1 protein-coding gene is annotated in these 1,728 nt (G+C 41.7%); it reads left to right on the top strand.

The features are described 5' to 3' along the window. Nucleotides 1-322 precede the first annotated feature (322 nt). The gene (locus tag B2Y23_RS10265) at nt 323-1,624 is read left to right on the top strand and encodes an SRPBCC family protein (protein WP_291370667.1); all 1,302 of its coding nucleotides are present in this window, start codon (nt 323-325) and stop codon (nt 1,622-1,624) included. The last annotated feature ends 104 nt before the right edge of the window (nt 1,625-1,728 follow it).

Here is a 1,728-nt window from a genome sequence, read left to right as displayed (position 1 = left end):
CCCCAGATAATAATCCCGATACTCACCAATGGAGTAATAAAACGGGTAATCTGCTTTTTACCGAAAGTCGCAAGGGCAAAACCGTCTTGTGATTCTTCCAGACTTAAGAAATAGCGTACCGATACAGCAGGCTTGGTCTCTGACATAATGCATCATCAAATTATTCGAACAATTGTGCTAGATATTACACCAGATTCGACCTTTTCCTTATTGTTTTTACTCGCCCCCATTCCCACCGAAATTACATAAGTTTGCTTCACAATGATTTAAAAATTGATTAAAACATCATCATTGACTTAAAAACGCATAAACAGGATGTAATATGCAAAACAACAAGAAATGGAGTCTGCTGATACTCTGTTGCCTGATGGGTTCACAGGTTTCGGCTAAAATTATTCCATGGAAAGAACAGATTCCAAGTAGCCTGAGTGTATTTCAGGGCAAGGCTCAAGCTTTGGCTGACTTAACTGCAAACCGTATTTTAATTTACGCCCATCCCGCACAGGCTATTACTTTACCGACCTTTAAACGTCCGCAAAGTATGATTGGCAAGTTTTATACCGGTGCAGTCGTTGTACCGACCAGCAGCCAAAACGTAGCACGGCTTCTAGGCAACTATAACGGATACAACGGGTTATTTCCGACCTTAAAATCTGCAAAGGTGGTGGAGCAACAAGGCAACATTACCCAGATGAAATACCAGGTGTCTATCCCGACCCCCATTCCAATCTTGAACTTTAAAGAAAATGTGGTGATGCAGCATCATTTCACGGCCAACAGTATTTCTACTATTGTGCTGGATGCACCTATTCCTTACGGTGCAGGCAAAATTGAATGGTTTGATTTAGGCAATAACAAAACTTTAATTACCTTGACCCAATGGGGTGACTTAAACCATCCCAAAGGTTTTTTATTCAGTACCATTTTAAATGCTCTTCCCGAAGCCAAACTTGGCATTCCCTCAGGCACCAATGCTTTCTTACTTGAAGCTTTGCAACAGCATTTTAAAGCGCCGAGTTACCATACCTTAAAAGCTGGAGAACTCCCTGAAACTCCGTTAAGCTCAAGCCAGGTGCAAAAAATTGCCACACTGAGCCAGCTGTCCCAGGAACCGGTTTCTTTTATTTTGCCTTCCAATAAAGTGCCTTATCCACACGGTTTAGAAAGCTTGCGTTTTAGTAGCAGTTATCAATATTTTGCAAAAAACCCGCACCATATGCAGCGCTGGCTGAATGCTCCTGCCTATCAGGAACTCTTTCCCCGCCAGATTAAAGACATCGACATTAAAAAAATTGACCCCAACACTTTAGATGCGGACTACAAAATTTCAGTCGGATTGGGGGTGATCAATATTCCATTCGATTTCAAACTGCGCTTTGATTATCCCAACAGTTTGGAAAATCAGTTTGATGCGGTCGGTGGTGATTTGCAGTTTGTCAAAGGGGGAATGCAGCTTATTCCACAAGGGAACGGTACCTTATTAAATGTCACCAGTGCCATGAAAATCCATGACCAGGCGCCATTTTTACTCAGAGCGATGCGGAGTATGCCTTATCATGACATGTTACCAGCCATAGGCGGCAATACCGTACTGGCCTTAAAGATTAAACAGAAGATGAAATAATTTTTTAATACATTTGATTTATTCTAGGCACAAAAAAACCGCATTAAATGCGGTTTTTTCCAGTTTTACATCTGTCGATGCGATCAAGTTGGTGCGCTCAGAGA

This window comes from Acinetobacter sp. UBA5934, assembly GCF_002430855.1.
Classification (GTDB): Bacteria; Pseudomonadota; Gammaproteobacteria; order Pseudomonadales; family Moraxellaceae; genus Acinetobacter.
This window is presented reverse-complemented; position numbering and strand designations above follow the sequence as displayed.

What these genes read in the sequence shown, in the direction of transcription:
- B2Y23_RS10265 (WP_291370667.1), top strand. Translation starts at nt 323, where the DNA reads ATGCAAAACAACAAGAAATGGAGTCTGCTGATACTCTGTTGCCTGATG.